The organism is Laceyella sacchari (genome assembly GCF_004343255.1).
Taxonomy (GTDB): Bacteria; Bacillota; Bacilli; order Thermoactinomycetales; family Thermoactinomycetaceae; genus Laceyella; species Laceyella sacchari.
In genome coordinates this window covers 669683-693363 of sequence record NZ_SMDD01000001.1, presented here as the reverse complement: position 1 = coordinate 693363, position 23681 = coordinate 669683, and the positions used below count along the sequence as shown (strand labels likewise).

Genomic DNA, 23681 nt, shown 5'->3' with positions numbered 1-23681 from the left:
GAACCGCTCCATTGTCGAATGGAAACTCCTACATTTTAACATATCACGACTAAATGAAAAAAGCATCTGCCTTGGAAAAGCAGATGCCAAATTTCGCGCTTTTATGGCTAAGCAGTTTCTTCTTGTTTGTTGTTGAGAACGTGTCCTTCTTTTGTCATCAATTTGGGGGACACGCCATGGACTACCGTTTCTTTGGTAACCACGCACTTGATGACATCATCCCGGGACGGCAGCTCAAACATGACATCAAGCATAATCGACTCAATGATCGCTCTCAAGCCGCGCGCACCCGTTTTGCGTTTGATGGCCTCTTGAGCAATCGCCTCCAAGGCCTCCATCTCGAACTCCAACTCAACATTGTCCATTTCGAGCAGTTTTTGGTACTGCTTAACAAGAGCGTTTTTGGGCTCTGTCAAAATGCGCACCAAAGCGGTTTCATCCAGCGGTTCCAAGGTGGAAATGACCGGCAGACGACCGACGAATTCCGGAATCAATCCGAATTTCAACAGGTCTTCCGGCAGAACCATCCGCAAGAACTCGCCCGGCTTCATGGTGACCGTTTGCGTATCCATGCCAAAACCGATCACTTTTTTACCGATCCGGCGCTTAATGATGGTCTCCAATCCATCGAACGCGCCACCACAGATGAACAGGATATTGCTGGTGTCAATTTGGATGAACTCTTGATGCGGGTGTTTACGACCACCTTGCGGGGGCACACTCGCAACAGTTCCTTCCAAAATCTTCAGCAGTGCTTGTTGCACCCCTTCTCCTGAAACATCACGGGTGATAGATGGGTTCTCCGATTTGCGAGCCACTTTGTCGATTTCATCGATATAAATGATGCCGCGCTCGGCCTTTTCAATATCGTAATCGGCAGCCTGAATCAGTTTGAGCAGAATGTTTTCCACATCTTCCCCAACATATCCCGCTTCCGTGAGTGAGGTTGCGTCGGCAATGGCGAAAGGAACATTCAAGATGCGAGCCAGCGTTTGGGCCAGCAAGGTTTTCCCGCTCCCCGTGGGACCCAGCATCATGATGTTGGACTTTTGCAATTCCACCTCATCCGACTTGGCCGTATGTGAGTTGATGCGTTTGTAGTGGTTGTACACCGCGACAGACAGCGATTTTTTCGCATGTTCCTGGCCGATGACGTATTGATCAAGGATTTGGCAAATCTCTTGCGGTTTGGGCAAGTTCGCCAGATCGATATCCTCTTCGTTCCCCAGTTCTTCTTCAACTATTTCGTTGCACAGCTCAATGCACTCGTCACAGATGTAAACACCCGGACCTGCGACCAATTTGCGCACTTGATCTTGCGATTTGCCGCAAAAGGAACATTTGAGCTGCCCTTTTTCTTCGTTGAATTTGAACATGTCTCTCACCCCTTTCCTAAGTCCGTGCCATCACCTGATCCACGAGGCCGTATTCTTTCGCTTCTTCGGCACTCATAAAGAAGTCACGATCTGTGTCGCGCGCAATCTTATCTAATGGCTGCCCAGTGCGTTCAGCCAAAATTTTGTTAAGTTGGTCTTTGGTGCGCAAAATCCAATCCGCGTGGATCTTTATGTCGGAAGCTTGCCCTCTGGCGCCACCCAGTGGTTGATGGATCATCACTTCACTGTTTGGCAGGGCATAACGTTTCCCTTTGGTTCCAGCCGCTAGCAGGAAAGCACCCATGCTAGCCGCCAGGCCCACACAAATGGTGGATACATCGGGCTGGATATGGTTTATGGTATCGTAGATAGCCAAGCCAGCCGTCACGGAGCCGCCGGGAGAATTTATGTACAAATGAATGTCTTTTTCCGGGTCTTCTGCGCTGAGAAACAACAATTGGGCTACAACGAGATTTGCGACGTTATCATCAATCGGACCACTCAGAAAGATGATCCGGTCTTTCAATAGCCGGGAGTAAATGTCGTACGCACGTTCGCCCCTGTTGGACTGCTCCACGACCATTGGGACTAAAGGCATAGGAAACACCTCATTTCGGAGTTACAAATTTTAAAACAAGGCACGTAGTTTCACGTGCCCCGTTCCCTGACTCCCTATCACCATTATGCCTTATTTTTACTTTCGGATACAAGTAGATCAATCGTTTTCTTAACGCGAAGTTGTTCTTTGACGGACTCCAGCGCGTTTTGTGCCTCCAAGATACGGCGAACTTCATCCGCCTCACGGCTCATCTCTTTAGCCATTTCTTGGATTTCCTGTTCGATGTCTGCTTCAGTTACTTCGATGTTTTCTGCTTTGGCGATCGCTTCCAACACCAAGTTGGCACGTACACGTTTGCCTGCATCATCTTTGAATTGCGCTTTCAGTGCGTCTTTATCCTGACCAGTGAATTGGGCGTACAGATCCAAGTTAAGCCCTTGTTGCATCAGGCGTTGTTCAAATTGGTGCAACATGTTTTCGGCTTCATTTTCGATCATGACTTCCGGAATTTCCACTTCGGCTTTTTCCGAAGCCAGCTCTACCAATTCATTACGGATATAGTTTTCTTTCTCTCTTGCCGCTCTTTCGTTCAGGTTTTTTTCGATGTCAGCTTTCAGCTCAGCCAATGTGTCAAATTCGCTCACATCTTGCGCGAATTCATCATCCAGCTCCGGCAGGTTGAGACGCTTGATTTCATGCAATTTCACTTTGAAGGTGGCTGGTTTCCCTTTCAACTCTTCCGCATGGTACTCTTCTGGGAAAGTGACGTTAACGTCTTTCTCTTCGCCGACTTTCATGCCAACCAATTGGTCTTCAAACCCAGGGATGAATGTGCCAGAACCTACTTCCAAGGTATATCGTTCGGCTTTGCCCCCTTCAAAGGCTTTACCATCAACAAATCCTTCAAAGTCGATGATTACACGGTCGCCGTTTTCCACTACGCCGTCTTCAATCGCTTCCAATTGGCCTTGTTGCTTGCGCATTCTCTCCAATTCAGCATCCACATCTTCCGGTTTGACGGAGAAATCTTTGTCTTCTACTTCCAGTCCTTTGTATTCGCCCAGAGTTACTTCCGGCTTCACCGTCACCGTCGCTTTGAAGATCAGAGGCAATCCTTTTTCCAATTGCTCGATGTCGATCTCCGGACGATCCACTGGCTCGATGCCGGTTTCGTTTACCGCTGCTTCATAAGCTTCCGGCAGCAGAATATCCAACGCGTCTTGGTAGAGGGCCTCTACACCGAAACGCTTTTCAAAGATGGGACGTGGAACTTTCCCTTTGCGGAATCCTGGGATGTTTACTTGTTTCACGACTTTTTTAAATGCTTGATCCAATGCTTCTGCCACTTTTTGTGCATCGGCTTCTACTGTAAGTACGCCTTTGTTTGTTTCTGTTTTTTCCCAACTTGCCTTCATTAACTGTACCCTCCTGCAATCTATGAATGATTGACATCAGTCCGATTTCAAAGTAGTCAATAAAGCCACAATAACCCTTTCATTATAACACAGCGCGCCCGCTTTGCAAGAAAACAACGTCAACAGGCGTAACCCCTTGGGCAAAGGGGGAGAAACAAGTTGTTATGTAGCCTTCTTGCCAACTTACTTTATGTTACTTCAGGAGCGTCGGGATGTAAAGGATGAACCAAGATATACCATGCCACTCCACAACCCGATCCCGCTGGAAAAACAGCAGCGGGGGGTCAAGATCGCTTTGGCGCAAGGTTGACATGGACGATGTCCTCCGTGATCATCTCTTTCAAAAACTCCAAGACATCATCCACAATGTAGACGATCCCGCTCACCTCTTCGCTGCTCCATACTTTTTTCAGCCGCTTTCCATAACTGTTCAGATCCATGTGAAGCGATTCTAGCGCGGCCAATTCCTCTGCTGAGATGATTTCTTGGTAGCGCTTTCGCTCGATGTGCTTGGCCACTTCATCTTTCAGCCCGATCAAATCCCGGTAAGCGTCATCCATATCGGTAATCGCCAGGAAGTTTTCGATAATTTCTTTAATTACCGTGCCCAAGTGGAAACTCTGCACCTCAATCCCCGAATTTTGTAGCGTATGCTCTAGCTCCACCGCTCCCTGCAACGCCTTCATTGCCTTCTGTTTGTTCGCCTCGATGTACTTTAACGACCACTCCAGCTTTTCAATCACCTGCTCAATCCGTCGCGTCCAGTCTGTGATATCCACAGCGCATTTCTCTTGCAAGTGCATTTTGTGCAAATGGCGGATCATCCGTCAATCCTCCTTTGCGACGTTGATTAGTTATCCCTATCATATCAGTAATCAGAATGATCTGCATTATCATCTTGACCGGGGTCTGTCAGGCAAATCAAGTTAGTTGGGATGTACTATTCATCAGACACGCCCCGGAAGTCCATCCTGACGTTATACAAGCACACGATGCTGGAACGTAGAAACGCCTCCGTTTCACCGAAAACGAAGGCGTCTGCTCACATTCGTACTGCAAGCGTGAAAGTGACTCCACGTGCTTCGCTCCGCTTGCTCCCCTCTCATGTGACACTATGCACAAGCCAAGGCTGACCGTCACCGTCTTCATCGATCTATCTGATTCCACTCCATCCTCCTAAGGCCGTTTTGCATCGTCTTCGCCCGCGCGCATTCCATTTCCATCCAAATCATGTTATAATAAGGGCAAACTAACATCGCATAGTTCAGAGCCGTTTTGTTGGCTCTTTTTTTATTCCCTGCGTTCATAGCGACTCACCGTTATGGTCCCCACCTCAAGTTGCTGCACCTCGGCATGGTTAAATGGCGTACAACTCAACATCCGTCCCATCTCTTCCACATCATCAATCATCTGGGTACGCCAGTAGCGAATCACACGTTTCTTTTGATCGTGACAGTGGGGACACTGATGAACTTGCCCCATTCTCGGCATGACCGTCTGGCAATGATGCCGCGTGACAAAACGGTCGCAGTCCTGGCAATATATACGGGACAAGTACAATCTCATCGTTTCGCAAAGCATTCCCTCACACCCATTGTTAAGAGAATAGGTCATAACAGCGGCCGGTCAACACATACTTGCCATCCTCCAACTCCGCACACACCAGATCGAGCATTGGAATCGCAATCTCACAACCGGAACGATCTTGCAAACGGACAACACTCAATTTGCTTGCCGGCTGATGTTGCACATCGCAGGTTACCTCTCTCTCCTCCGCATCTGTCACTTCCACTTCCTCTGGAATCAGTTTTAATTTCATCAGTTGGCTTAACTCATAAAGGAAATGATTTACTTTATGGGCATTCCCCTTCACCGTGATCGATAGCATCCCCCTTCACCTCCCTCGATTTCAGCTCGAACCATTCATTTTATAAATGAATAGCTTATCTATATAAATTGTAATATAATTTAATATATTCATACAATACAAATTTGATTTAATATCATTCCTTTAAATCATTTCTTTTTTCATTGGCACAAGCACGAAAGGACGCCTTCTTCGTACCCCCATCCGCATTGATTTAAGCCAATTCCGTTAAATGGACACTCTCTTGCTCTCCCTTGGCCTCCTTTCACAGCGGCACGCCGACTCATTACCAACAAAGCGAGGGAAACGCATGGTATATGGACTTGACCCACATGTTGTTCGTTACGTCATGCGCAAAGTGAGAAAAGAAAACGGCTATCGTCAAGAGGACATCGCCGACGCCACCATGTCGTACGGCACCATTTCCAACATTGAACGCGGTGTGGGGAATGTGGATGTGAAAACCGTAACCAAATACCTCACCAAACTGGGACTTAATGAAGCGACACTGAAAAATTTGGTCAAAAAAGAGTTGGAACGCATGGAAGAACTCTCTTTTCAACTTCAGTTGATCGAAGCCATGCTGGACAACAACAAACTGGTAGAACATGCGGAGCAATTGCTCAAAAGCATTGCCATCGAACGTTACCACCCCCTCGCCCCTTTTTATACATACCTGGAGGGGCGGTGTTTCCACGCGAAAAAGGCATACACCAAAGCCGAGAAGCATTACAAACTGGCAATCCGCTTAAACAACCAATACAAATTGTGCTCCAGAGACAACATCGTCTCCATCTGTTACAACGAATTAAGCATCTGCCACTATGTACAAAACAACATGAGCAAAGCCCTCCATTACGTGGAAAAGGGGCTGGATGCATATTCGGAGCGCAATGGCGGGCGGGACGTGAAACACCCCATGCTATGTAACAAAGCGCTTTATCTCCTGAACATGACCCGGTTCGAGGCAGCCAAACAAATCGTCGATGAGTTGTGGGCCAAGCGCTTTCACATCAGAAGCAGTTTATATACTTTGCTCAACATATACAAATATCGGGCCATCCTGTTGCGCAGAATGGAAAAATACAGCGAAGCCATAGAGATCTGCAAAGAAGGCATCAACATCGGCATCTGCAATAAAATCCAAAACCGCTATCTTGATATCATGAACATTTTAGGCAGTGTTTATCTGCTTCAAAAACAATGCGACAAAGCTGAAAACTGCTTCCAAATGGTGCTCAATTATGATTATGAACGCAATCATCCCCGTAGCCATATTGACGCCTTGATCTATCTATCCATCATTTATTCCCATGAAAAAAATTGGCCCAAAGCGGAACAGCACATCGACAGCGCGCTTCAGATCGCCCGGCGTGCCACCCGAAACCAATTGTCCAAAGCATTGATTGTCGCCGGCAACATCTACGCGGCGCAACACAAATTTGCGGAAGCGATTCCCTGCTACCAGGAGGCTGAGCAAGCCGCGCTTCAGGCAAACCTGCCAAAGCGTCAGTACACCGCATTATTGCAGATGGCCAAGTGCTTTGATAGTATGAAGGCAGAAACCGAATGGAAAGTCACGATCAAAAAACTTCTCAATCTTCAGCAAAAATTGAATTTACAAAGTGAGGAGGAAATTTATGAGGTATGACATTTCCGCCTTAGTGCGCCTGCCAAGAGAAGACAACGATGACGAGCCCGATCGCCAATAAAACAAATTTCTGTGAACGTGAAGCCATTTTCCCACTCGGTTGAATGGAAAATGGCTTATGTTTATTTACAAAAAAACCGCCCTTTAGGCAGCTTATCCGTTGTTTGATATTGATTCATGCAGCACAACACCGACATGATGCTATATATATTCTGATTTGGCGTATGCCGCTGATCGGCACCTGTATCCGATCATCGCCTATACGAATGAACATACCGTCGATTTTAGACTTCAGAAAATTTTTCGGCCGTCATCCTGATTAGTCCAGTATTTTCACATATTTAATCGTTTCCTCTGTATAATTCATTTTTTCATACAGACTACGCGCCTTTTTGTTATTTGCGAAAACATACAATACAATTGTTCCATATCCTTGTTCTTTTGCCCACTTCTCAGCAAAGCGCATTAAAGACTTGCCGACTCCTTTCCCTTCGGCTTCTTTGGCTACTGCTATTGAATCAACCCTTGTTTAGTCTTAGTGAACGAGTCCGTAAATTCTCCGAGCTGGATATATCCCAAAAACAAACCGTTTGAGTCTTCGGCAACAAAAATGTTAGATTCAGGGTTATTGACAGCTTCTAAAGATGCTTGTTTTTGTGCATCTTCCATAGCTTTTCGATCTCTCTTTATCTTGCTCTTCCATTGGTCGAATATTAACTTGCTCAGTTCTCACGAGAATAGCCCCATGATTTATTTTAAAACGTACTTTAAATAAAATTATTTTAACTCATTCGTCATTTAAATACAGAGTTTTGAACTGACTACTTCATTAATCATATTCACTTGTGGCAAACGAATCCGTCCATCTGTTTACGATCATTCCGTCTGGTTACTCGCCAGCTTTTCTCGACATAAAAAATACACTTACCTTAGCAACATGCAACACACGGCTAAGGTAAGTGTATTCGGTAAACTGATTTGGCGTCCCAGGGAAGATTCGAACTCCCGACCGACGGCTTAGAAGGCCGCTGCTCTATCCAGCTGAGCTACTGGGACATGTTGAATATCAATGATATCGCATCAGCGACAAAATTATATTAACTCATCTAAGAACACTTCGTCAAGACTTTTTTTTTGCTAATTTTTCTTTTTCCATTCCAATTTATGCGCAAAGCCAGGCCATGGTTCCTGCAAAGCCCGGCTCTGCTTCATTTATGCCCAAGATTCCTCATAGCCGCGTGCGGTAATCAACGTCCCGTCCGTTTTATAATAGGTCACTGCCAGCTTTTTGTCGGTTTTCTCCAACACGGCGTAGGTGGCATGTGGAAACCCTCGAGGGTAAGAAATGCTTCCCGGATTGATCAGCAACACCTCGCCCACTTTTTCACAAAATGGAAAGTGGGAATGTCCAAAACAGCCAATCTGCGCTCCCACCTCTTCCGTCCGGTAGCGCATGGGCAATGGCGTCGTTTTCACTTGGTATTTATGACCGTGGGTGATGAAAAAACGCACTCCTTCACCTTCCCAGATTTGTTCTTGGGGAACCTGCTCCCAATCGCAATTCCCACGCACCACGGTGAGCGGCACTTTGGGCAACTCCGCTTCATCCGTACAGAAATCCCCGCAGTGAATCACATGATCGGCTTTGACCCGCTTGACGATTTCGTTTAACAGCTTCGCTTCGCCGTGAGAATCGCTTATGATTAGCACTCTCATCAAGCTCACTCCTCACCGTCAAAATCATATTGAGCCTTCAATAGCTGGATCAGTTTTTCCGTCGCTTTGGCGCGGTGGCTGATCCGGTATTTGCGTTCCTTGGGAAGCTCAGCCATCGTCTTCCCTTCTTCCGGAACATAAAACAGCGGATCATAGCCAAACCCCTCCTGCCCGCGAGGTTGACGCGTGATGACACCGTGACACTCCCCGCGCACCACTTGGCTCTCCTCACCCGGAACAGCCAGCGCCATGGCGCAAACATACTTGCCCTGTCGTTGCTCATCAGGCACCTCGCTCATCTCCGCCAGCAATTTCTCGTTGTTGGCTTCATCTGTCGCACCTTCCCCGGCGTATCGGGCAGAGTAAATACCAGGTGCACCATGCAAAGCGGGGACAACCAACCCAGAATCATCGGAAATGACAGGCGCCTGCAGGGCAGCAGCAATGGTTTCCGCTTTTTTAAGGGCGTTTCCCTCAAAAGTGTCCCGATCTTCCACGATTTCCGGTAATTGCGGAAACTCATCCAATCCTTTTACCCTGAGATGGAGATGATCTTGAAAAAGGTCAGCAAATTGTTTCAACTTACCTTTGTTTTTAGTTGCGATGATGATATAGGGAAACGGCCATCGTTTTTTCACTCGGCGCCACCCTTTCTTCTTTATTTTTATCAAGAAAAAGCCCATGCCCCATGTTCATGGACTCACCCTTGCCGAATGCATGGCCGGAAGCGACCTCTCTCCGCACCACCATGGTGGAACCAATCGCATGTGCCTAACTTTCCTTCTCTTACCTATGCCACGCCGATTGGCCCCACCGCGGTTTGCGAACCTTTTGAGAAACAATCAAACCGCTAGGATTTGCTTGTTTTTTGAGCCCCGATCAACTGCGCGTCTTCTCCCAACAGCTCGCTTTGCAACGCAATCAATTCATCTGTCCCTTTTTTTGCCAATGTCAAAAGCTGGTTCAACTCTTCGGGCGAAAATGGGGCTTCCTCTCCCGTACCTTGCACTTCCACATATTTGCCTTCACCAGTCATAACAATGTTCATGTCGACAATCGCACTGGAATCTTCTTCATAACAAAGATCAAGGCATGGCTGCCCATCGATGATTCCCACACTGGTGGCCGCCAAGAAATCCTTGATCGGTAACACAGGGAGTGTGCCGTTTTTAACAAGGGGAACCAATGCGTCAACCATGGCTATGAACGCGCCGGTAATCGATGCTGTTCTGGTTCCGCCATCCGCTTGAATAACATCACAATCAATCCACAGCGTCCGTTCACCCAACGCGTTCAAATCGACTACGGAGCGCAAAGCCCGGCCGATCAAGCGCTGGATTTCCATGGTGCGGCCACCCAGTTTTCCTTTACTGGCCTCACGGATCGTCCGGGTTTGGGTCGCGCGGGGCAACATAGAATATTCAGCGGTGATCCAACCCTTGCCGGAGTTGCGCAAAAACGGAGGCACGCGATCTTCAACTGTAGCAGTGCACAGTACGCGCGTATCCCCAACAGATATGTAGACAGAGCCTTCCGCGTGTTTGATGTAGTGACGCTCCATCTCTACTTTTCTTAGCTCATCAAGTGCACGTCCATCTACTCTCAATGATGTCCCCTCCTGTGTGAAGTCCCTTAAGTATAGCATACCCGATGTTCAATTTCCGAATGTGAAAACAAAAAAGGAATGACGTTGTGATCATTCCTGTGTAAATCTCTCTGGTTCCTATGTTTTTTTACATCGATTGCGGATTGATTTTTTCCGGCCGCATGACCGGCTTGGTCAAATCCCCTGCGCTCCCGGAGACGCTCACATTTTGTTTGCCGTTGACAGTCAACTTCACTTGCTTTAACCCTGTGTTCTCCGTCAGGGACAGAACCAGCGCACCGACGGCGTCTTTGGAGGCGCGATGATCCGCGCTGTATTGCAACAACTGTTCACCCACATCAGCGACAACCATGTTCTTGTTGACACTCACCTTGTTCACTTGCAATGTTTGATCGATGGCGCTGGAGAGGGAGGATTGTTGACTTGGACCCTTGATTAATTCAGAAAGGGTTGCCTGGGCCACATTTTCCGTCCGATTAACCATCCGGGTGACGGGGACATAATACACCTCATTGTCTGGTGTTTGCCCCAAGAAATAAAGTGTCACGGGCATGCTGTTCGAGATGTCAATCCCTTCAGCCCTTTCCAGGTTGATGCCACGGTTACGGGTGAGACGGAGAGCGGGCGTTTTTTTCTTCGGCATCTCAGCCAGCGGTTTTCCCTCTACCCAGATGTTGACTTCTTTCACTTTTGGGAAACCGGTCAATGTCCAAGTGACCGCACTCAATACCTTTTCTTCCAGGTCGGCGGGATAATTGAGAAATTCTTTCGAAAAATCGACTGTCGCCGTGCCATCTTCAATGTTTAGGGCCTTGATCTTGGTGTTTTTCGGCAATATCGGCTCAAACCCCGCAGGCAGCATTTGTTCACCGGCTTCGCCTTTCACCATCAGACGCATCGCCGCTTTAGCCACTTCCTTGGTAGCCGGCACCTCCACTGTATAGGGTACGACATAGCCGGCATCCGTCAAGAAATAAAGCTCGGTCCCCCGCCCTTTTTTCACCTCAGCCCGCTTGACGGCGACCGGTTCAGCATCCAGCTTGGCGTTGGTCGGCGGAGGATCGATCGCTTGGGAAGCGGGTTTGTCCCCCCAAGTACAGCCAGTGAGCATCAACGGCAGAATCAGCCATGCGAACGACCTTTTTATCAGTGAATTCGACATTGCATATCCCTCCAGGACAAGTCATGGTAGTAACATGTATACGGTCTTGGAGGGATTTTAGCACTCTCTTTTCGTAAATATTTGCGCGAATGGCAGGCGTCAGGCTGAAAAATCACCAGGTTTGCGTTTTCATGCCAGCCGCATCGGACTCACTCAGCGTGATCTGCTCCACTTCAATCGGGTAGCCAAACCAATCTTCGGCGATCCGGGCAAACGGTTCAGCTTCTCCGGTAGTGAAGAAACGATGGCGCGGTGCTTTCATCATGGTCAATAACCCCTGATGTTGCAAGATGGTGCTTAGTTCAACCGCAGTTTCTTCTGCCGAACTGATGATATTAACATCCGGCCCCATCGCCTTCTGCACCGCGTCAGCCAACAACGGATAATGGGTGCACCCCAAAATTAACGTGTCCAGCCCTGTTTTATGCAGCGGTTGCAAGGTGTCATGCACAATCCGATCAGCCAGCTCCGTACGCCGATATCCACTCTCCACCAACGGGACAAAAGCTGGACAGGCCAAGCTGTGCACTGTCAAGTGGGGATGGATGCGGCGGAGGGCTTGCTCATACGCCCCGCTTTCAATCGTTCCTTGCGTTCCGATCACTCCCACCACATGGTTTTGGGTCACTTTGATCGCAGCACGCGCCCCTGGCTCAATCACTCCCAGCACGGGAACAGACACTCTTTCTCTCACTGATTGCAGGGCTGCGGCCGTTGCCGTGTTACAAGCGATGAGGATCGCTTTTAGCGGCTGGCTCATCAAAAACTCGACGATTTCCAGGGTATAACGTCGTACTTCTTCTGTACTGCGCGGTCCATATGGGCAACGCGCGGTATCCCCCACATAATAGATTGTCTCGCGAGGAAGTTGTCTCATCACCTCTCTGGCGACCGTCAAGCCCCCAACTCCCGAATCCAGAATACCAATGGCACGCTCCGTTGCTGAAACTGTCATGTTCACATTCATCCCCAATCATCGCTACACTGTTCTTTTTGCAATAAACAGTATATCGGTTATGTCAAAAGCCTTTTTCAATGAACGCCCCGCCTTACAAGAGCGTGGGAAAACGGGCATCGCATCAAAAAAAATCTCCCTCTTTGGCACAAGAGGGAATGGATTTAAGACTTTTTCATCTCTTCATGCAATACAGACAGATACTTTTTCATATGCAATGCCTCTTCGTCGGACAGATGGGACAAAATCTCGGAAAGATATTGGCGTCGCGTTTTCATCACTTCATCGATAATTTCTCTACCTTTTTCCAACAGATGGATCCGAACGACGCGCCGATCCCGTTCATCCCTCACACGCTCGACCACCCCGTTTTTCTCCATGCGATCAATCAGATCGGTCATTGTGCTGCATGCCAAAAACATCTTCTGGCTCAATTCGCCGATGGTCATGTCGCCGTCTTCATACAGCCACAACAGCGCGTTAAATTGCGGCGGGGTGATCGGAAAATGATTTAAAATGTCTCTGCCTTTTCGCTTCACAATCACGCTGATCTCGCGTAAGAGCCGCTCAATCTCGTTTACCGTTTCTGGTGACAAGGGTTGATGTTTATTCATAAAGCACTCCTTTAAAGCCCCACGTCAAGGGTGTTGACATAAATGTTAGTTGTGAGTGGAGGCAGGTTTGAATCTGCCCCTCGGCCCATCGGCTCTTTCGCTTTCATCGCTGACATCCACTCATCGATTCGCGGCCGTTCAACAATGACACTAAATAGGTTCCATTGACAAAAAGTATATTAAAAAAATGGGCGCGTGACAAATGCGAACAGTTTTTCGCACCGGGATACGGTTCAATGTGCAAAAGCGAAACGATCCTTCCAGACTAATATCGGCTTCTCACATACTTAACCCAATCCCCTTCTGGAATTACCATCCCCCTTTCTTTCAACCCATCCGCATCAACATAGACGTAAGTGTATGCGGTATATTGCCTATCCGGCGACCTCACTGTCACAGTGATCCGCTCATACAGATTATCGGGATGGCCGGTTCCGTGATAATCCTCCAACTGATCAATCCATCTCAACTCTTGATTGGAGACTTGGTACACTTCTCCCCATACGCGTTTGCTACCTGTGACCAATCCCGGATATCCGTAGCCGGTGTCATACAGCGTGCCGCTTATCCAAGCTTTTTCCGCGATCAAGCGTGCCTTGCGCAAAAGGGAAGCATTTCGCATCCCGCGCCGCAAACTGCCGTATACAAATAGCAATATCACTCTCTCTTCACTCCTTTTGACAGTGCTTTCTCAATCTCCCCTGCAAAAAAGGCATCACATCTGCTAAAATGTCTTTTTGTAACCTTGCATCACCCAAGGAGGTTGTATCCACATGAATGATATGCCAAAATTCTTGCAGCGCATCAATCAAGATCTGTGGCTCGTGGAAGATGAGCGGGAAAACATGAAAATCAGTTACCGCATCAAAGACGTGATCTTCTCTTCCCAATCAGAATTCCAACATGTCATGATTTTGGATTCCTATGATTTTGGCCGTATGCTGGTGTTGGATGGGGTCGTACAAACCACTTCTTTGGACGGACACATCTATAACGAAATGATTACACACATTCCATTGTCGATCCATCCCAATCCCGAGCGCGTCCTCATCATCGGCGGTGGCGACTGCGGTGCAGCCCGGGAAGCAGCCAAGTACGACGGGGTCAAACACATCGATATGGTGGAAATCGATGAAATGGTGGTCAAAGTATGCAAAGAGCATCTTCCCGCCGTCTCCGGTAATTTGGCTGATCCGCGGGTTCATTTCATTTATGCCGACGGCATGGTGCATGTGAAAGAAATGAAAAACCATTACGATGTGATCATCGTCGACTCTTCCGATCCCATCGGACCGGCCAAACAATTGTTTGAATATGATTTTTATCGGAACATCCACGATGCATTAAAAGAAGACGGATTAATGGTATGCCAAAGCCAATCTCCACTCTTCCACCGCGAAATCATGGAACAAACCGTGAAACACATCAAACAATTGTTCCCCATCCACAAAATTTACACGGCAACTGTACCAACCTATCCCGGCGGATTTTGGAGTTTCACACTTGGTTCAAAAAAACATCAGGCATTGCCGGAAAAACCATTCGACAAAAAGACCAAGTATGTAAACGACGCGATCTTGCGCACTTGTTTCGAATTGCCAGAGTTCTTACGCACAAAGTAACCGTCGATCCCTGGAGGAACTCGTCCTACTCACCGCGCCTCCAGGGATCAAACCCTCTTTCCAGCAAAACCCTTCCTAAGAAAAAGAAAGAATCATAAATAGATTATATTTTCATAATAGATTCAATTAACAATTAATTTATTATACAATAATATCGCATCACCACACATCTCGCTGAAGGAAGGGGTTTTTGCCATGCGCACGTGGATCGTTTGTGTTGTTGCGACGATGGTGCTCAGTTTACTTTTTGTCCCCCATTCAGCCAACGCCCACGCCGCTTCAAGCAACAAAAAGTATGTGGAGACAACCCGCTTCATCTTCGGCTCTTTCAGCGGCACTCGCACCAAAGGCGGTCGATTGCTACTGGATGCAAACCGGCTTCGACAAGGTACCGATTCAACCGGGCGATACAATCAAGGCACTTATTACTACGGTCAATGGCTTTCTCCAATTTCCCATCACCGTTTCAATGAAGCCATTGTCTCTTGGCAAGCCAACACCCCGGTCAACACTTGGATTGAGGTCGAACTTCGCGCCAAGGTGAATGGTTACTGGACAAAGTGGTATTCCATGGGCGTCTGGCTTGAACACGATCAGCCTTTTAAGCGCCATTCCGTTTCGGGACAAGGGGATGATCACGGTCGCGTCGCCACAGACACACTGATTTTAAAAAGCTCGGCCACAGCTTATCAGACGCGGATCAAGCTGTTTACAACAGACCCTGCAAAGACGCCAAGCTTGCGCGCTTATGGGGTGGCCTTCTCCAATGGACAAGACGAACCTGGCACATTCCCCAGCCGCGGGATAAACAAAGCCTTGGATGTGCCGACACGCTCACAGATGGTCTTCCCAGATGGCGGCGAAGTGTGGTGCTCCCCCACTTCCACGTCCATGGTTATGGCCTATTGGGCAAGGGTGACCGGCCATACGGAATGGGACCAACCCGTTCCCCATGTCGTCAGCAAGGTGTGGGATTATGTATATGACGGAGCGGGCAACTGGCCGTACAACACGGCATATGCTGCATCCCAGGGCTTAGATGCCAAAGTAGTCCGCTTCAGAAGCTTAAGCGAGGTAGAACCTTGGATTCGAGCGGGTATCCCCGTAATTGCCAGCATCGCTTTTGGACCAGGTGAGTTGCCAGGCGCCCCCATCTCCCGTTCCAATGGCCATCTTTTGGTCATCCGTGGCTTCGATCGTGATGGCAATGTGCTCGTCAACGATCCTGCCGGTCCCGCCGATGACCAGGTACGCTTCACCTATGGACGAAAGGAGTTTGAAAGCGCTTTCCTAAAGCATTCCAATGGAACCGCCTATCTCATCCATCCCCACGGATGGAAAACACCATAATCTCATGCCGCTCGTCTCAGAGCGGCATCCTTTTAGCAACGCAAAAACCTCCCTCTCGTCCGGCCATGGATTCAACCATTGACTTTCTCCAATTTTTCCGTGTGTTTCAATTCCGTGACAGCACGGATGCCTGAGGCGAACATGCAAATGCGCATTTCCAATTCAATCTGTTCCAATCGCTGCATCAGCGCATCCAAATCCATGTCTGCGGCCGATTTCAACAACGTTCGTCCAAATCCAGCCAAATCAGCCCCCAACGCAATGGCTTTGGCCGCGTCTACACCATGATGAAGCCCTCCGCTAGCAATAACCGGAACGTCGGGGACGTGGTAGCGCACATCGATGACACACTGCGCTGTGGGAAGCCCCCATTCGCGAAAAGCATCCGCTGCGGCAAAGCGGACCGGGTTATACGATCGATATTTTTCCACTTGGCTCCACGACGTGCCACCAGCGCCGGCCACATCGATAAACGCTATTCCCCGCTCAACTAACGCTTTGGCTAATGAACCGTGAATGCCCCACCCCACTTCTTTCACGCCGACCGGAAACTCCAACTTCCGGCACAGGTGTTCAATCTTTTGCAACAGTCCGCTGAATTGGGTGTCCCCTTCCGGCTGAAATACTTCTTGCAAAGGGTTTAGATGCAACACCAATCCATCCGCCTTAATGAGGTCAACCAAGCGACGGCAATCGTCCACTTGCAATCCTTTGTTCAATTGCACGGCGCCGATATTGGCCAGAATCGGAATGTCCGGGGCGAATTGACGCACTTGAAACGTCTCCAACGCTTCCGCACTCTCCAAAGCAACCCTCATCGAGCCCAGCCCTAACACCCATCCCCGAGCTTGAGCCGCCTGCGCCAACCGGCGGTTGATTTCTCCTGTCTCCTTTGTACCTCCAGTCATGGAGCTAATGAGCAAGGGCGCTTTCACCTGTTTGCCCAAAAAAGATGTCGCCAAAGAAACCGTGTCGAAATCGATCTCCGGCAAGGCTTGGTGCCGAAAACGATACTCTTCAAAGCCGGTGGTGATCGTTTTGCCCGTCACATCTCGCTTTAGCACAATATCGATATGTTCCGCTTTGCGGCGTTTCGTTTCATCAGGCCGCTCAAGCATCGCCTTCATCCTTTCGTCACGCTGTCCGTTATCAATAATATCTCCCACCCGGCCGTTTTTGTATCCTGGCAGGCAGATCATCGCTTGGGCACACGTGCAAAAAAAAAAGCGGCAACGCGCCGAATAACGGTTTTAGAGGCACCGGATAGAATGCCTCAAACGCACTCTAACGCCGATCCGGTACCACATCTGCCTCTTCTTTTCTTCCCCTCACCTGATCGGTGAATATATCGAGTCTTCTCCCTTCGATTCGAACCGTACGGTTATTCAGCCAGGTTCCATCCGGCCAGCATTCATTTTCTTTAATATATATTTCTTTTGAAGGGAGAAAGGGATTCTCATTGCTCGATACTTTCACCCTGGCCAAACACTTGGTCGTGAGGCTGGAAGCATGATTGACGGCGATGGTCAAGCGATACCTGCCGTCCGGGGAATCCACTTCCTTGATCACATCATCATGGGCGATGAGAGTCAACACAAAAAAAGGCTGGGTGAACAGGAACACAGCCCCCATTCCGACCGCCCCCAAGACGGTGATCGCTTTCGTCACCCGCCGATCCCAGTCCTCCGTCCGTTCTTGAATCCATTGGGAGAAAGGAATCCTGAAGCGGTAATCGGCATACCAATATCCCATGAATCCGACCAAAAATAACATTTTCAGCAAGAAATCCCCTTGGTACAAAACCACCAAATAAAAAAGGGACACCACCAGATGCGTCGCCAAGGACAGGATGGCTCTATTGGGACTTAGCTTTAACAGAATCAAGTAGTCGATCCAAAACGTAAGTGGAAATATCACGCCATAGGTAAAGAAAAAATAGGACAGGATGATGACACTCCAGTGAATGGAGTGTCCCGGATATGCGATAATCATCAGACTCAAAACCAGCCACAAGAAAAAGCAAAAGAATCCTTTTCTGATCATATGAAGACCAAAGGATGAAAACCCTTTTGCTTGCCGACTGCTTTGTGTGTAAACTGCCTCCACGGGTCGCCCTCCTTTGACAAAATTGTCCGATCAATCTTCACCATTCACCATTTTTCGCCCCGCAGTTGGCATATTCCTTTTTTTGCAAGTTGCAAATATCTCTGCCGCGTCGGCTGACGGCAAAGAAAAAACCCCTTTGATGCCCTGGGAACGGGACTGAAGGGGTTGTCTCACGCTATCCGTCTCTGCGAAAATATCCCATCACTTCAACGGTCTCCATAACGTTGACAAATGCTTTGGGATCGATTTCTTTGATCAAGCGCTTCACACCCGCCAGTTCGTAGCGGGAAATGATCATGAACAACACTTTCCGCCGTTCACGTGTATAAGCGCCTTCACCATCCATGATCGTAATGCCTCGAACCAATTTAGAAATAAGGTGTTCTCTAACCTTTTCACCGTTATCAGTGATGATCATCAAGGTTAATTTAAGGTGTTTGGTATGAATCGCATCAATAACTTTGCCGGAAACGAAAATAGACAGCATCGTGTACAATGCACTATCCCAATCAAATACAAAGCCAGCCACAAAGATGACAATCGCATTTAACGCAAACATGAGCATTCCCGCCGGAAGCTCTTTTTTTCGCGTCAACATAAAGATGATAATGTCGAATCCACCAGTCGAACCGGAAGATTTAAAAATCAAACCCGTGCCGATCCCGGCCAGCACGCCGCCGAAAACCGAAGACAAAATAGGGTCTGACGAAATCGGCTTGATGGGAATCAACAATAAGGCAATTGATGTGACAGTTACCGAAAAAATCGTGTAAAACATAAACCGCTTGCCCAACTTGCAAAATCCAAGCACCATCAGCGGAAGATTGAGGGCGTAGTTGATAATCCCCGTATTGATTGGCGTAATTAGCGCCAACATCATCGCAATGCCGGCAACGCCGCTACTCAGAATCTTGTGTGGCAGCAAAAACATATTCCAAGCGAAAGCGATCAACACGGACGACAGAAAGATGTTCACGAAATTAATCACACGCAGTTTAACCATATCCACCACTTTTTCCAATCCATTTGTTATCAAATCCATCCATGAGTATACCACCGGCACGGCACCATCGACATGTCACATCGTACACATTTCCGCAGTCATTTCTCTGACACCTTGTATGAATACAGCCACATCTGCGCCGCGCTATACTATCAGGTTTCCTACATGCGTTGCCGGATAAACATGAACACCGCGCTCAACAACAAAGCCCCTCTTTTCCGTTTAGAGGGGCTTTGTTGTTGATGTTAATTGTATTAGAAACTGCTGTAGGGAGCTAAGCCAATCATTCCGCGCCTTCATCCAATTTCATCGTGTAGCAACGCACTGGCTCCCCGCCTTTTGGCCGATATACCGCAAACAAAGCGGTTCGTTGCTCCAACACGCGGCCAGTGGCGAGATAAGCATCCAAATCAAAAGGCAATATCTCCACTACGGCATGCTTATGCAAGTCCCGTTCGTTCAAGCGGATGGAGGCAAATTCGTCCGACAAGCGCCCCGGCTGTTCAGCCGCCTGACGCAACAAGGCGGCATGCGTGGCCTTGTCCATGGTAAAATCCCACCAAACCTTGCGGGGACGTTGTTTGTGGTTCAGGTAATAATCATATTTCATCAAGCCGAGGATTACATCCATCCGCTTGGTTCCGCGCTGTTGCAAAAAATCCCGCAAACGCGTAAACAAATCCTCCAACTGATGGCCGATCTTCCGCCAGCCGCGCGCTTCCCAATAATCACCGAATTCCTGGAAAAAATCAAACGGCGACGGGAATTCATGCCGGATCAAATAACCAATGGTGTGATCCATGCGGTGGGCATTCCAATATTTCTCCAAAACATCCTCAACTCGCTTGATCCGGACAATATCCGAAAACGGCAGGTGATCATTGCCCAAAATTTCATAAGGGGCCCGCTCCATAAAGACGTAATTGTATTTTTCCGCATCATGGCGCAAGCCCGTCCCCCGTAACATCTTCAAGAAACCGAGCTGCAACTCCTCTGGCTCCAAGGCAAACACATCGTTAAAGGTCTTTTTGAATGTGGTGTAATCCTCCAACGGCAACCCCGCAATCAAATCCAAGTGTTGAGCAATCTTGCCACTCTCTTTCACTTTGGTTACCGTCCGGGTGAGTTTGGTGAAATTTTGGCGCCGCTTTACCAGCAAATTGGTAGGATCGTTGGTTGACTGAACACCGATTTCAAACCGGAAGATGCCCGGCGGCGCATGTTCCGCCAAAAAGTCGAGCACTTCCGGGCGCATGATGTCCGCTGTGATCTCAAATTGAAACACGCAGCCTTGATGGTTATCAATCAGGAACTGGAAAATTTCCATCGCATAGTCCCGTTTGATATTAAACGTACGATCCACAAATTTGATCAGCTTGGCACCATGGTTGATCAAGTAAAGCAAGTCTTGTTTGGTACGCTCTATATCGAAATAACGGACACCCACTTCAATGCTGGACAGGCAAAACTGGCAACTAAACGGGCACCCCCGGCTCGTCTCAAAATAGACGACACGATTGGGCAAGTGAGCCACATCCTCCGGGAAGCGATGTGGTGATGGCAAGTGATTCAAGTCTAATTTGGGGCGCGGGGGGTTGATCCGCACCTCATCCCCAGCACGGTAGGCCAAACCCAATACAAAATGGAACTTCTGCTCACCGCTCAATTCGGTCAATAGCTGGTGAAATGTAGCTTCTCCCTCTCCGACGACAATGAAGTCGACTTGGGGCAGACGCTTCATCCAATAATCAGTGTCATAGGAGACCTCTGGCCCTCCCAGTACAATCTTTACATCCGGCTTCACTTTCTTCAGCATGTCGATCACGGTGATCGTCTCTTCTATATTCCAGATGTAACAAGAGAACCCCACCACATCAGGTTGTCGTCCATACAGGTCGGACACAATGTTCATCACTGGGTCCTTGATGGTGTATTCTGCAATCTCAATCTCAAAATCCCGCTCACTGTACGCCTTCAGATAACGCAAGGCCAATGAGGTGTGGATATATTTTGCATTTAATGTAGCCAGCGCGATCTTCATTCGATTCAACCTCATCACTTTGTTCTTAATTCCATTGTCTCCCTGTCTGGAAACAATCCTGCCCCTATTCTACACTGTTCCCAGTCAAAAAGGGAATCTCCAGCCATTTTTCATCATCCGTCCCTGCCATGGAATTTGCAGCAGCATGCACATTGCTAAAGCAGAAATGAAAGGTACGGAGTGAAATCATCCCCTGCCGGTTATGGCAAGGGATTCTTTAATGCCCGAATCACACATCACTTATCTTCTCCCAGTTCCCAATCCTCTCGGGTCAGGGCATAGATGAGGTGATCCTCCCACACTTGATTGATATATAGATATCGTTTGGACAACCCCTCATAACGGAAACCCGTTTTCTCAAGAACTCGACTGGACCGCCGATTTCGCGGCATCACCGCCGCTTGCACCCGGTGCAAATCCACTTCATTGAAGGCGAAACGAAGTACCAGTCGCACCGCTTCGACCATCAACCCTTTTCCTTGTTGCTCCTCGGCGATAAAATAACCCAAAGTGCAGTTTTGCCAAGCTCCGCGCACGACATTGCTCAAATTGACCCTGCCTGTCAATGAGCCCGTCTCATTTAGAAATATGCCAAACCCATACCCTTGATCTTGATCCCACTTCGCTAAATCTTGCTCAATCACTTCCAGTTGTCCGGCCATCGTAAAATAACTATCGGGAAACCTTGGTTCAAACGGCTCCAAATACTGCCGATTGGCCACCCGCAACTGCAACAGCGCTTCAGCATCTTCCCGTTCCAAACGGCGAATCGTGATTCGTTCTGTTGACAGCATGATTTATCTCCGCCCTTTTTTTCGTATATTCCCAATCATAGGGTTTACAGTATAAATGGGAAATGGTGAGATAGTCAAAAAACCCGGGTGCTGGATCAACCCGGGTGTGATGCATAAGCCTAGCTTCATCGGTATGCGTTTTTCACATAATCGGTACTAAATTGGCCCAATCCATCAAAGTAACTATCGGTCAGTCGGGCGGGATCGGTAGCCATGGCCCCACGAGCGACGGAATCATCTTTGTCATCCCATCCCCATGCAGCGTTGGCCGCGTTATCCTTGCCATTGTCTCCGGCAAACGTTCCCCAGCTGGCGAAGGTTTGACTGTCTGAACGGTGATCCCACAATCCCCCGGCTTCAAACGTGTTCACCAACCGATATTTAACATGGCGGTCATTCCCATGTTCCGGCACCTCTGCCACTGAACGGTCCGGATAGTAGATCACACCATCTCCACCCGGGAATTCTCCACCGTTCCACGCTTTTAGTCCATGTCCCTTCGCTTCTTGGAATGTAGCCGGGTGCAACGCTCCATCATAACTTACCATTCGCAATTGGCCGTCAATATTCTCTTCCCCATCGGTAAGCGGACTGCCTGCCGGAGTGAAAGAATAGAAGTTGGTGTGGAAGACGGTGACCATGCCTTCCAATTTGCCATAGGCGCTTCCATCCTTCCGAACAATCGCCATGGCTCCCTCCATATCATTTTCATGTGTGTCCAGCCCGAAATCGGGATAATCCACCCAATCACGTGGATGATAGAAGCTGTAGACGATATACCAGTGTGTGCCAGTCTCCACGACAGAATAGTATACAGTCGCCCGCAGGCGGCTCAGATCATCGTCTTGGTTTTCCCAATTGTTTTTGGCATTCCAATCTCCGTCAAAGTCGACCGCTGTCAAGTAATCAGCGTCCGCATCAGTATCATCCGTATCCTGATAGTGAACAGGAGCCCAGCGATAAGCCAAGTCCAAATCGTCGGCCGCTTTTGCTGGTTGGGGCCATACGGCCGATGTACACACTACCACCGCCGCACAACAAATCCATCTTCTCCATCGGCTAAAAGCCATGTGTTCTCCTCCTCCAAATCAATTGTCGCACTTTTCAATCTTACTAATAAATTCTTATTTCAACAATAAAATATACTATAACCCACAAAAATTAATCCATTCCCAGAAGAACATGATAAACTATTACCGATATTTAGAAGCCTGATCCCATTGACTGCACGATAGATCAAGTTTTTGTTGGAGGTTTTCATGGAGAAAGAAAAGTGGCAAATCCCTTTTGATCACCCAGATGCGGTATCTCTCCTCACTCAACGCTTAAATGAGTTGCTGGCGCCGCATTCTCATCGGCCGCTTCTATGCCTGTGCATCGGAACAGACCGCAGCAGCGGCGACACCTTGGGTCCCTTGGTCGGCACATTGCTAACGGAAGCGCCTTCACCCAACATCCAAATCTGCGGCACGTTGGCCCAACCAGTCCATGCTTTCAGCTTGAATCAAGTAGTCGCGGAAATCACACAACTCCCCAAAACGCCACTCATTATCGCCATCGACGCCAGCTTGGGCAAACAGAAAGAAGTCGGCATGGTTGAAGTTGGGGAAGGTGCGCTTGTTCCGGGAAAAGGCGTCGGCAAACAACTGCCCGCAGTCGGGGACATCCATATCAAGGGCATCGTCAACGCCGCCGGTGCGATGCCCTCTCACATTCTGCAAACCACCCGATTCCATGTAACGTATGAGATGGCAATCAAAATTAGCCGCGCGCTGTTAACCGTGGCCGCAACCCATAGCACGCCACCCATTTGAGGTGGCGTCTGTTCAATCATTTGTCCTCGA

24 protein-coding genes and 1 tRNA gene are annotated in these 23681 nt (G+C 48.5%); 4 read left to right on the top strand and 21 right to left on the bottom strand.

Translation table 11 applies throughout. From position 1 onward, the window contains the following. Positions 1 to 107: 107 nt before the first annotated feature. From clpX to EDC32_RS03290, 6 genes are all read right to left on the bottom strand, one after another. A complete protein-coding gene (clpX, locus tag EDC32_RS03315; protein WP_022736011.1) occupies positions 108 to 1376 on the bottom strand; it encodes an ATP-dependent protease ATP-binding subunit ClpX in 1269 nt (422 codons plus the stop codon). A 16-nt stretch (positions 1377 to 1392) separates the two neighbouring features. Further along, a complete protein-coding gene (gene clpP, locus EDC32_RS03310) occupies positions 1393 to 1974 on the bottom strand; it encodes an ATP-dependent Clp endopeptidase proteolytic subunit ClpP (protein ID WP_022736010.1) in 582 nt (193 codons plus the stop codon). A gap of 83 nt (positions 1975 to 2057) precedes the next feature. Continuing rightward, the gene (tig, locus tag EDC32_RS03305; RefSeq protein WP_022736009.1) at positions 2058 to 3350 is read right to left on the bottom strand and encodes a trigger factor; all 1293 of its coding nucleotides are present in this window, start codon (positions 3348 to 3350) and stop codon (positions 2058 to 2060) included. 284 nt (positions 3351 to 3634) lie between these two features. Continuing rightward, positions 3635 to 4174 (bottom strand): hypothetical protein, encoded by a 540-nt coding sequence (locus tag EDC32_RS03300; protein ID WP_132220006.1) that lies wholly within the window; start codon positions 4172 to 4174, stop codon positions 3635 to 3637. 466 nt (positions 4175 to 4640) lie between these two features. Continuing rightward, positions 4641 to 4931, bottom strand: a complete 291-nt coding sequence (locus EDC32_RS03295; protein ID WP_132220005.1) for a hypothetical protein — start codon at positions 4929 to 4931, stop codon at positions 4641 to 4643. Between the two features lie 16 nt (positions 4932 to 4947). Next, complete coding sequence (locus EDC32_RS03290) at positions 4948 to 5238, bottom strand: hypothetical protein (RefSeq protein ID WP_132220004.1); 291 nt, start codon at positions 5236 to 5238, stop codon at positions 4948 to 4950. A gap of 289 nt (positions 5239 to 5527) precedes the next feature. Here EDC32_RS03290 and EDC32_RS03285 point away from each other — a divergent pair, with 289 nt between their 5' ends. After that, complete coding sequence (locus tag EDC32_RS03285; RefSeq protein WP_158283212.1) at positions 5528 to 6868, top strand: helix-turn-helix domain-containing protein; 1341 nt, start codon at positions 5528 to 5530, stop codon at positions 6866 to 6868. 319 nt (positions 6869 to 7187) lie between these two features. On the opposite strand, the gene EDC32_RS16825 is transcribed toward EDC32_RS03285, so the two are convergent. From EDC32_RS16825 to EDC32_RS03240, 9 genes are all read right to left on the bottom strand, one after another. Beyond that, on the bottom strand, positions 7188 to 7382 hold the full coding sequence (locus EDC32_RS16825) for a GNAT family N-acetyltransferase (RefSeq protein WP_132220921.1): 195 nt from the start codon (positions 7380 to 7382) through the stop codon (positions 7188 to 7190). Between the two features lie 465 nt (positions 7383 to 7847). Beyond that, a tRNA-Arg gene (locus EDC32_RS03275) sits at positions 7848 to 7924 on the bottom strand. Positions 7925 to 8080: 156 nt separating this feature from the next. Beyond that, positions 8081 to 8584 (bottom strand): metallophosphoesterase family protein, encoded by a 504-nt coding sequence (locus EDC32_RS03270; RefSeq protein ID WP_022736003.1) that lies wholly within the window; start codon positions 8582 to 8584, stop codon positions 8081 to 8083. 5 nt (positions 8585 to 8589) lie between these two features. Continuing rightward, complete coding sequence (locus tag EDC32_RS03265; protein ID WP_246026829.1) at positions 8590 to 9222, bottom strand: XTP/dITP diphosphatase; 633 nt, start codon at positions 9220 to 9222, stop codon at positions 8590 to 8592. Between the two features lie 212 nt (positions 9223 to 9434). Then, positions 9435 to 10190, bottom strand: a complete 756-nt coding sequence (gene rph / locus EDC32_RS03260) for a ribonuclease PH (RefSeq protein WP_132220001.1) — start codon at positions 10188 to 10190, stop codon at positions 9435 to 9437. A 127-nt stretch (positions 10191 to 10317) separates the two neighbouring features. Then, entirely contained in the window at positions 10318 to 11352 is a 1035-nt protein-coding gene (locus EDC32_RS03255) for a GerMN domain-containing protein (RefSeq protein ID WP_132220000.1), read from the bottom strand. A 112-nt stretch (positions 11353 to 11464) separates the two neighbouring features. After that, entirely contained in the window at positions 11465 to 12307 is an 843-nt protein-coding gene (racE, locus tag EDC32_RS03250; protein WP_132219999.1) for a glutamate racemase, read from the bottom strand. A gap of 164 nt (positions 12308 to 12471) precedes the next feature. Next, positions 12472 to 12921: a MarR family winged helix-turn-helix transcriptional regulator gene (locus tag EDC32_RS03245; RefSeq protein WP_022735998.1), complete on the bottom strand. Its 450-nt coding sequence runs from the start codon at positions 12919 to 12921 to the stop codon at positions 12472 to 12474. Positions 12922 to 13186: 265 nt separating this feature from the next. After that, positions 13187 to 13582 (bottom strand): gamma-glutamylcyclotransferase family protein, encoded by a 396-nt coding sequence (locus EDC32_RS03240; protein ID WP_132219998.1) that lies wholly within the window; start codon positions 13580 to 13582, stop codon positions 13187 to 13189. Positions 13583 to 13694: 112 nt separating this feature from the next. On the opposite strand from EDC32_RS03240, the gene speE reads away from it, so the two are divergent. Both speE and EDC32_RS03230 read left to right on the top strand, forming a co-directional pair. Next, positions 13695 to 14543: a polyamine aminopropyltransferase gene (speE, locus tag EDC32_RS03235; RefSeq protein ID WP_132219997.1), complete on the top strand. Its 849-nt coding sequence runs from the start codon at positions 13695 to 13697 to the stop codon at positions 14541 to 14543. Positions 14544 to 14738: 195 nt separating this feature from the next. After that, complete coding sequence (locus EDC32_RS03230; protein WP_132219996.1) at positions 14739 to 15893, top strand: peptidase C39 family protein; 1155 nt, start codon at positions 14739 to 14741, stop codon at positions 15891 to 15893. A gap of 71 nt (positions 15894 to 15964) precedes the next feature. On the opposite strand, the gene fni is transcribed toward EDC32_RS03230, so the two are convergent. The 6 genes from fni to EDC32_RS03200 form a co-directional block, all read right to left on the bottom strand. Then, complete coding sequence (fni, locus tag EDC32_RS03225; protein ID WP_425460153.1) at positions 15965 to 17092, bottom strand: type 2 isopentenyl-diphosphate Delta-isomerase; 1128 nt, start codon at positions 17090 to 17092, stop codon at positions 15965 to 15967. A gap of 85 nt (positions 17093 to 17177) precedes the next feature. Further along, positions 17178 to 17999, bottom strand: a complete 822-nt coding sequence (locus tag EDC32_RS03220) for a DUF5412 family protein (protein ID WP_132219994.1) — start codon at positions 17997 to 17999, stop codon at positions 17178 to 17180. A 175-nt stretch (positions 18000 to 18174) separates the two neighbouring features. Then, positions 18175 to 18987, bottom strand: a complete 813-nt coding sequence (locus EDC32_RS03215) for a YitT family protein (RefSeq protein ID WP_211341900.1) — start codon at positions 18985 to 18987, stop codon at positions 18175 to 18177. A gap of 298 nt (positions 18988 to 19285) precedes the next feature. Further along, positions 19286 to 21043, bottom strand: a complete 1758-nt coding sequence (locus EDC32_RS03210; RefSeq protein WP_132219993.1) for a B12-binding domain-containing radical SAM protein — start codon at positions 21041 to 21043, stop codon at positions 19286 to 19288. Between the two features lie 236 nt (positions 21044 to 21279). After that, positions 21280 to 21837 (bottom strand): GNAT family N-acetyltransferase, encoded by a 558-nt coding sequence (locus EDC32_RS03205; protein ID WP_132219992.1) that lies wholly within the window; start codon positions 21835 to 21837, stop codon positions 21280 to 21282. A gap of 125 nt (positions 21838 to 21962) precedes the next feature. After that, positions 21963 to 22907 (bottom strand): hypothetical protein, encoded by a 945-nt coding sequence (locus tag EDC32_RS03200; RefSeq protein WP_246026828.1) that lies wholly within the window; start codon positions 22905 to 22907, stop codon positions 21963 to 21965. 189 nt (positions 22908 to 23096) lie between these two features. Here EDC32_RS03200 and yyaC point away from each other — a divergent pair, with 189 nt between their 5' ends. After that, positions 23097 to 23651 carry a spore protease YyaC gene (yyaC, locus tag EDC32_RS03195; protein WP_132219991.1) on the top strand — a complete coding sequence of 185 codons (555 nt, stop codon included), beginning with the start codon at positions 23097 to 23099 and terminating at the stop codon, positions 23649 to 23651. The last annotated feature ends 30 nt before the right edge of the window (positions 23652 to 23681 follow it).